Below are 432 nucleotides of genomic sequence, written 5' to 3'. Positions count from 1 at the left end.
GGCCATCGGCGACCGCAGCGCCGTGCTCGTCGGCGCCGGCGCCACCCTGGCGCTCGCCGACGGCGAGACCGTCGGCTCGCTCGCCGGGCAGGGCCGCGTCGCGCTCGGATCCGCCCGCCTCACCGCCGGCGGCGACAACAGCTCCACCACCTTCGCCGGGACCCTCGACGGCACCGGCGGCCTGACCAAGGCCGGCGCCGGCACGCTCACCCTCGCCGGCACCAATACCTATACCGGCGGCACCACCCTGGCCGGCGGTACTTTGTCCGTGTCGCGCGAGGCCAGCCTCGGCGCCGCCTCCGCCCCGCTCAGCTTCGACGGCGGCGTCCTCCAGGTCACCGGCACCGGCTTCACCGCCACCGACCGGCCGATCGCCTGGGCCGCGGGCGGCGGCGGGTTCGACATCGCCGACCCGGCCAACACCTTCACCCT

Annotated in this window: 1 protein-coding gene; it reads left to right on the top strand. The window is 76.9% G+C overall.

Going from position 1 to position 432, the window contains the following annotated elements; all coding sequences use genetic code 11:
* Nucleotides 1-432: autotransporter-associated beta strand repeat-containing protein (locus tag GVL03_RS22685; RefSeq protein WP_159502689.1), on the top strand; the 432-nt coding region annotated here is incomplete at both ends.

The sequence above is a fragment of the Microbacterium sp. 18062 genome (assembly GCF_902706225.1).
Classification (GTDB): Bacteria; Actinomycetota; Actinomycetes; order Actinomycetales; family Microbacteriaceae; genus Microbacterium.
The sequence above is the reverse complement of the archived record's forward strand: the minus strand, read 5'-3'. Positions and strand labels throughout refer to the sequence as shown.